Genomic DNA, 7,084 nt, shown 5'->3' with positions numbered 1-7,084 from the left:
GCAGGCCCCGTCCTCGACGATCAGCTTCTCGGGTCGGACCTGCGGCACCCGAGAGGCGGCCCTGCACACGACATACCGGTCACCGATCCGTTTCCCCCGAGACGGTGCCTCGTCCCGGCAGGGCCGCCGCACACGCAAAACGTACGACGCGAACACACTCCGTACTACGGCACCGGTGCACCAACTTGCGCCCTCCATAGGGCACTCGTGCACCACGGAGCCGGAGAATCCCCGCCCCCGCCCGGGGTCCAGCCGCCCAACCGGCCGCCACGCCCCGACGGCCACTTCCCTCGCAGGCCGGATACCCATCCCACGATTGAGTTGTGCACAAGTTAGTTGTGCGCTACTTTTCTCGTCGTACCCAGTCGAACCGGTGGACAGCCCGCCCACCGTCCTCGTAGGAGAGTCGCCATGAAGCTCAAGTCCTCGCTCGCGCTGCTCGGCACCATCGCCGCGGTCACCGCGACCGTCGCCGTAGCCGTTCCCGCAGCGGCCAAGTCCGCCCCGCACCACACGACAGCGGCCAAGCCCACCGTCGTCCTGGTGCACGGCGCCTTCGCCGACGCGTCGAGCTGGAACGGCGTCATCGGGAAGCTTCAGCACGAGGGCTATCCGGTCGTCGCCCCCGCCAACCCGCTGCGCGGAGTCGCCAGTGACGCGGCGTACGTCAGGAGCGTCCTCGACAGCGTCAAGGGCCCGATCGTGCTGGTGGGGCACTCCTACGGCGGCAGTGTCATCAGCGAAGCAGCCGACGGGGACCCCGACGTCAAGGCGCTCGTCTACGTCGCGGCCTTCGCCCCCGACAAGGGCGAGAGCGCGGGAGAGCTGACCGCGAAGTTCCCCGGCAGCACCCTGTCGGCCGCGGTCAACCAGGTACCGTTCCCGCTTCCCGGCGGCGGCACCGGCACCGACCTCTACATCAAGTCCGACGTGTTCCACCAGCAGTTCGCGGCCGACGTGCCCGCCTCGACGGCGGCGCTCATGGCGGCCACCCAGCGGCCGATAGCCGCCTCGGCGCTGGATGAGAAGGCGACAAAGGCGGCCTGGCGGACCATCCCCTCGTGGGACCTGATCACCACCCAGGACAAGAACATCCCGCTCGCCACCCAGCGCTTCATGGCCGAGCGCGCCCACGCGCACACGGTCGAGATCAAGTCCTCCCACGCGGTATCGGTCTCGCACCCGGGCGCGGTCGCCGACATCATCAACGACGCCGCGCGAAGCACCACCCGCTGACCACCCGTTCTTCGGCTTCTGCCCCCGGCTAGGTCCTGTTTCCCGGATCTTCGTGGACGAGCCCGGGGCGTCTGGTGCGGTACATCGCAAGGCGGAGGATCGTCCTCGTACTGGACGTACTTGGACGACTCCGACAACGCGGCGAGGTGCCGTGCCAGGCGTTCCGGGCCCGCGAAGATCCGGGAAACAGGGCCTAATCCGGTTGCCGCGCCGGGGGGCCGCTGCCAGAGTCCCCCCATGCCTCAATTCTCCGCGTACGACGGAACCACGCTCGCCCACCACGTGTACGGCGAAGGCCCCCCGGTGATCTGCCTGCCCGGGGGGCCGATGCTGGATTCCGACTACCTCAGCGACCTGGGCGGGCTCTCCGCGCACCGGCAGTTGGTCATGCCGGATCCCCGCGGCACCGGCGGCTCGGCGACACCGGACAACGCGGACACCTACCGCTGCGACCGGCTCGTGGACGACGTGGAGGCCCTGCGCGAGCACCTCGGCCTGGACCGGATCGACCTCCTCGCGCACTCCGCCGGTGCGAACCTCGCGGTGCTGTACGCGGAACGCCACCCGGAACGCGTCAGCAGGCTCGCGCTGATCACACCGAGCGTCTTCGCCGTCGGCATCGCGATCAGCGGGGACCTCCGGCTCGAGACCGCGCGGCTCCGGCAGGGCGAACCGTGGTTCCCCGCGGCGTTCGCCGCCCTGGAGGAGATCGTCGCCGGCCGGGCCACCGACGAGAGGTGGGCGGCCATCGAGCCGCTCTCGCACGGGCGTTGGGACAAGGCGGCCCAGGCGATCCAGGCCGCCGGGGACGCGCACAAGAACCACGAGGCCGCAGCAGTCTTCGGCTCCGAAGGAGCCTTCGACCCGGACACCACCCGCGCGGCGCTCGCACGGTTCGGGGCGCCGGTGCTGCTGCTCGCCGGGGAGGTCGACCTCGGGGCCCCGCCCCGCGCCATGGCCGAGTTCACCGGCCTGTTCCCGAACGCCCGGCTCGTCGTACAGCCCGGAGCCGGCCACTACCCGTGGCTCGACGACGCCGATCAGTTCGTGGCGACCACGACGGCGTTCCTGGGATGAGCGGGCGGCGGACCGGGCGGTTAAATCCGGGCCGTGAGATCCGGGCCGTGAAGTCGGCTGCCTACGCGGGCACTTCGGAGGCCGTAGCCGGAATGAGGACAATCTTGCCCGCCGCACCGCGGTTCTCCAGGTCGGCGTGCGCTTCGGCGGCGCGGTCCAGCGGGTAGCGGGTGATCAGCGGTACGAGTTCGCCGTCGGCGGCGGCCCGGATCGCCCGAGCCCCCAACTCCCGGAGGCTGCCCGCCCGGTGCAGCATCCGGGGGCCGAGCGCCCAGGTGACGGTGGCCGCCCGCTCGATGATGTCGTCGGTGGTGATACGGGTGGCGGCCCCCGACGACCAGCCGTGCAGCAGGAACCTCCCGCCGGGGCCGAGCAGTTCGAACGCCTGGCGGCCGGCGACTCCGCCGACGCCGTCGAACACCACGGTGAGCTGTCGGCCGCCGAGCGCGTCGCGTACCTCGTCCGGCCAGTGCGGCGCGCGGTAGTCGACGGCGATGTCGGCGCCGAGCGACGCGGCGTGCCGGACCCCCTCCGGCCGCCCGGCCACGGCCACGACGGTCACGCCCTTGCCGCGCAGCGCCTGCACGAACAGCGCGCCGAGGCCGCCGGCCGCCGAGGTGACCAGGGCGATGTCCCCGGGTCCGGCGTCGGCGACATCGAGGATCCCGAGCGCGGTCGAGCCCGTGGTGACCATCGCCACCGCCGTGTCGGCGCCCATGGTTCCGGGGATGTCGTGCAGCGCCTCGGTCGCGACCACCGCCTGTTCGGCGTAGCCGCCGTACGAGTCGAGCGTGCCGACCACCCGGCGCCCCGACCAGCTCTCGTCGACGTCCGGACCCAGCGCGCTCACCACCCCGGCCACCTCGCCGCCGAGAACGACGGGCAGCGCGGGGGCGGCGTGCGGCCCCACCGCGCGACCGGCCCGCAATGTCGTCTCGATGAAGTGAACTCCCGCTGCCTGTACGTCGATCCGGACCTGTCCCGGACCGGGAACCGGGGACGGGAGCTGCTCGTACCGAAGGTTCGCCGCGGGGCCGAACTCGTGCAGTTGGACTGCGTACATGGGTGTGTGCCTCACTCTTGGGCCTTGGTCTGCAAGGGGGTTGGCGAAGGGTTTGGGTGTGTCGGAACCGGTGTCTCCTCACGGGAGCGCCGGCGCGACGGCAGGAGCAGCGCGGGGACGACGGCCAGGGCCAGCAGCGCCACCGCCCACCAGTAGGCGTCCCGGTACGCACCGGCCGACGGCGCACCACTCGTGCCGCCCGTACCGGCCGCCCCGGCAGTACCGGCCGCACCGGAGGCCAGCGCCACCGACATCAGCGCCGTACCGATCGAGGCGCCGACCTGGGAGGCGATGCTCACCATGGTGCTGCCCGAAGGAACATCGGCAGGGGCAAGGGCACGCGTAGCCGTCGTGTTCGCCGGCATCAGCACCATGCCGACGCCCGTCCCCATCACCGCCATTGCGGCGCACAGCCGCCAATAGGGCGTCTCGGCGCCGAGTTGAGCCGCGAACAGGGACAGGCCGAGAGCGGCCACCACAATGCCGGGGACGACCGTCAGCCGTGGCGAAGCCCTGTCGATCCGGCGCGTGGCGACCTGCATCGAGACACCGACGGCGACGGCCAGCGGGGCGCCCAGCAGGCCCGACTCCGTCGCGCTGAGTCCGCGTACCGTCTGGTAGTACATCGGCGTCAGCAGCATCGAGCCGAAGTAGGCGCACGGGAACAGCGTCAGGGTGGCGAGGGCGGCGGTGAAGGTACGCTCCCTGAACAGCCGCAGCTCCAGCAGAGGTTGCGACGCGGTCGACGCGCGGACCACAAAACCGGTCATCAGCAGGAGGCCGGCGACGGTCGGCAGCAGAGCGCCCGGCGCGGTGAAGTCGCCCCGTTCACCGCCCGTGGACAGACCGTAGATCAGCAGGCCGAGACCCGGTGAGAGGGTCAGCAGCCCAGGGAGATCCAGCCCAGCCGGCACGTCGGGCCCCCGCGCCGCCGCCGTCGCGTCGCGCGGCAGCAGCCGGGCGCCGAGGATCAGCGCCAGTACGCCGACCGGCAGGTTGACCAGGAAGATCCAGTGCCAGGACGCCGCGTCGACCAGCCAGCCGCCCAGGACGGGCCCGGTCACCGGCCCGATCAGGACCGGGACACCGAGGTACGCCATCGCCCGGCCCATCCGCTTCCTGTCCGCGCGACGGATGACCATCGCCATGCCGACCGGCATCAACAGGCCGCCGCCCAGGCCCTGTACGACCCGGAACAGCACCAGCGTCCCGATGTTCCACGCCAGCGAGGCCAGTGCGGAGCCGATGGTGAAGAGCGCGACGGCGGTGAGGTACGTGCGCCTGGCCCCGAAGCGGCCCATGGCCCAGGCTGCCACCGGCATCACGGCAGCGAGAGCGAGCGTATAGCCGGTGGCGACCCACTGGACGGCGGGGAGCGGCGCGTCGAAGGCCACCGCGAGCGGGTGCAGGGCGACATTGACGATGGTCACGTCGAGTACGGACATCACCGAACCGACGATCACGACCGTGAGGATCCCGGCCAGTCCCGGGGCCCCCGGCGGGGTGGCCCGTACGGTACCGGGGAGGTCACGCACCGCGTGTCACCGACCGTACGGGTGGACAGCGCGCGCGGTACGCAACGCCCGTCCCCACCACACGAGTTGGTCGAGCATGCCCTTGGCGGCGCCCTCCGGTACCGTCGCGTCCAGCGGCGCTCCGTCGTCGCCCAGGTTGTTCCACGGGCGGTGCAGGCTGACCGAGTCCCGCACCGTCATGGCGTGCAACTCGGCGAAGACCAGTCTGAGTTGCTCCACGGCGCGCAGCCCGCCGCCGATACCGCCGTACGAGACGAAGCCGACCGGCTTGGCCTGCCACTGGGTGAAGTGCCAGTCGATGAGGTTCTTCAGCGCGGCCGGGAAGCTGTGGTTGTACTCCGGGGTGACCACGACAAAGGCGTCAGCGGCGACCAGCCGCTCGCCGACTTCGACGAGCGCGCCCCGCAGCGGCTGGGCGGGCACGGGCACACCGTCCCAGCCGGGCATCGCGACCGGCAGCTCCAGGCCGGCGACGTCCATGACGTCCAGCTCTATGTCGGTACGGGAGCCGACATGGCCGGTGAACCAGTCGGCGACCGAAGGGCCGAGGCGGCCGGCGCGGGCGCTTCCGATGATGACGACGACCTTGAGCGGCGCTTCCGCGTCGTCCTGGGTGGGAGGAGTGGTCTCGGGCATGGCGAATCCCCTTGCTTCCGCATGGCGGGGCCGCGGATCGGATGCGGCCACTTCCCTCAAGTTACAACGCGCGTTGTAATTAGCGCAACGCACGTTGTGGTTACTAGGATGCGATCGAGAGGGAGGCAGCACGCAATGGCCAGGACCAGCAGAAGCACCGGGACCACTGAACCCACCGCAACCACCACAACGGCAGAACCGGCTCAGCGGCGCGGCCGTACGGCGAAGACCACCGCGATCTCGCACGCCGCCTGCCAGGTCTTCGCCCGCGACGGCTACTCACGCGCCGGCATCGACACCATCGCCGCCGAGGCGGGCGCGTCGACCCGCACCCTCTACAACCACTTCCCCGGCGGGAAGGAGGAGCTGTTCGGCACCGTGATCCAGTGGAGTTCGAGTCAGGTGCGCGACGCGCAACTCGTCCTGCTGGACCGGTATCTGGACGCGGAACGGCTGCCGCGCCCCGAGGACCTGGAGCGCGACCTGCTCGCCCTCGCGCGGGCCTGGGTGGGCCTGATGACCGACTTCCACGACCACTTCTCGCTGGTCAGACACATCTACGCGGAGGCCGGCCACGTACCGGCCGAGCTGCTGGAGGCCTGGCAGGAGGCCGGCCCGCGCGCGGTGCGGCGCGTGCTCGCCTCCAGGATGGGCGCCCTGGACGAGGCCGGCCTGATCAACGCACACGGCGACCCGGCCCAGGCCGGAGCGCACTTCGTCACGCTCGCTTCGACGGACATCACACACGGTTCCTACTGGGGCGTCCTCCCGCTGCCCCGGCAGGAGATGGACCGGATCACGGAGGTCGGAGTACGGGCGTTCCTACGGGCGTACGCCCCCAACAGCCCTCAGCAGTAACCGTCCAGCCGGCCGCCGCCACCGCCGGCCGGAGTGAGTGCGGCCCAACGCTGCCCGGCCCTCGCCGAAGCGGCGAACCGCAGGAGGTCGAGGACAACGCATCCCGGGTAGCCCTGGAAACTGCTGTAACTGAGCCGGTGGTAGCAGTTCCAGTAGCTCACCACGCGCCGTTGCGTACGGGCGAAGAGGGCCGGGTTGTCCACGAGGAACTGCCCGTAGGCGAGGTGGTGACCGGTGTCCGGCGTGTCGAGATCACGCAGTCCGTCACGGACGACCACCAGGATCTCCAGAACGTACTCGCCCGCCAACTGGACCACGAACGGGACGATCCACGGCTCCGGAGCACCGACGATCGCCTCCAGGTGGCGTTGCCGGACCATGCCGTCGTGGTGCCTGGTGTACAGGCAGTGCAGGACCGTCCCTTGGCGTGGTGAAAGGGACGCGACGGCTCCTGCCGGGGGCTCGTCGTTGTAGAGGCGTGAGGGGATGGCGACCTGCTCGCCCCGCACGGCGACCGAGAACATCCCAGCGGGCTCCAGCCGCGAGCGCGGCATGATCGCCAGGACCGCCCGGACGTCGTCCGCGAGCGCCGTCGGGAACGCCAAGACCAGCGGGGCTTTGGTGTCAATGGGCTGCTGCACGGGCCGAGCGTAGCCAGAGATCACCGGGCCGGGCACGG

At 71.1% G+C, this 7,084-nt stretch carries 7 protein-coding genes; 3 read left to right on the top strand and 4 right to left on the bottom strand.

Annotated elements, in window-relative coordinates; translation table 11 throughout:
* The first annotated feature begins 411 nt into the window (after positions 1-411).
* Both QR77_RS20860 and QR77_RS20855 read left to right on the top strand, forming a co-directional pair.
* Positions 412-1,236 carry an alpha/beta hydrolase gene (locus QR77_RS20860; RefSeq protein ID WP_040023553.1) on the top strand — a complete coding sequence of 275 codons (825 nt, stop codon included), beginning with the start codon at positions 412-414 and terminating at the stop codon, positions 1,234-1,236.
* A 237-nt stretch (positions 1,237-1,473) separates the two neighbouring features.
* On the top strand, positions 1,474-2,313 hold the full coding sequence (locus QR77_RS20855) for an alpha/beta hydrolase (protein WP_040023552.1): 840 nt from the start codon (positions 1,474-1,476) through the stop codon (positions 2,311-2,313).
* A gap of 61 nt (positions 2,314-2,374) precedes the next feature.
* Here QR77_RS20855 and QR77_RS20850 read toward each other — a convergent pair whose 3' ends face one another.
* Genes QR77_RS20850 through QR77_RS20840 form a run of 3 tightly spaced genes read right to left on the bottom strand, consistent with a single transcriptional unit; the run spans position 2,375 to position 5,547 of the window.
* Positions 2,375-3,376 (bottom strand): zinc-binding dehydrogenase, encoded by a 1,002-nt coding sequence (locus tag QR77_RS20850; RefSeq protein WP_040023551.1) that lies wholly within the window; start codon positions 3,374-3,376, stop codon positions 2,375-2,377.
* Between the two features lie 11 nt (positions 3,377-3,387).
* Entirely contained in the window at positions 3,388-4,911 is a 1,524-nt protein-coding gene (locus QR77_RS20845) for a DHA2 family efflux MFS transporter permease subunit (RefSeq protein WP_063798057.1), read from the bottom strand.
* 6 nt (positions 4,912-4,917) lie between these two features.
* Positions 4,918-5,547, bottom strand: coding sequence for an NAD(P)H-dependent oxidoreductase (locus tag QR77_RS20840; RefSeq protein ID WP_052488940.1), 630 nt, complete (start codon positions 5,545-5,547; stop codon positions 4,918-4,920).
* Between the two features lie 135 nt (positions 5,548-5,682).
* Here QR77_RS20840 and QR77_RS20835 point away from each other — a divergent pair, with 135 nt between their 5' ends.
* Positions 5,683-6,405 (top strand): TetR/AcrR family transcriptional regulator, encoded by a 723-nt coding sequence (locus QR77_RS20835; protein ID WP_052488939.1) that lies wholly within the window; start codon positions 5,683-5,685, stop codon positions 6,403-6,405.
* On the opposite strand, the gene QR77_RS20830 is transcribed toward QR77_RS20835, so the two are convergent.
* Positions 6,396-7,046: a hypothetical protein gene (locus QR77_RS20830; protein ID WP_040023549.1), complete on the bottom strand. Its 651-nt coding sequence runs from the start codon at positions 7,044-7,046 to the stop codon at positions 6,396-6,398. The two genes, QR77_RS20835 and QR77_RS20830, sit on opposite strands and share 10 nt — an antisense overlap.
* Positions 7,047-7,084 lie beyond the last annotated feature (38 nt).

It is taken from the genome of Streptomyces sp. 150FB (assembly GCF_000818195.1).
Taxonomy (GTDB): Bacteria; Actinomycetota; Actinomycetes; order Streptomycetales; family Streptomycetaceae; genus Streptomyces.
Note: the sequence above shows the minus strand (reverse complement) of the source record. Positions and strands in the feature narration are given on the sequence as shown.

What these genes read in the sequence shown, in the direction of transcription:
- QR77_RS20835 (WP_052488939.1), top strand. Translation starts at nt 5,683, where the DNA reads ATGGCCAGGACCAGCAGAAGCACCGGGACCACTGAACCCACCGCAACC.
- QR77_RS20840 (WP_052488940.1), bottom strand. Translation starts at nt 5,547, where the DNA reads ATGCCCGAGACCACTCCTCCCACCCAGGACGACGCGGAAGCGCCGCTC.
- QR77_RS20860 (WP_040023553.1), top strand. Translation starts at nt 412, where the DNA reads ATGAAGCTCAAGTCCTCGCTCGCGCTGCTCGGCACCATCGCCGCGGTC.
- QR77_RS20850 (WP_040023551.1), bottom strand. Translation starts at nt 3,376, where the DNA reads ATGTACGCAGTCCAACTGCACGAGTTCGGCCCCGCGGCGAACCTTCGG.
- QR77_RS20855 (WP_040023552.1), top strand. Translation starts at nt 1,474, where the DNA reads ATGCCTCAATTCTCCGCGTACGACGGAACCACGCTCGCCCACCACGTG.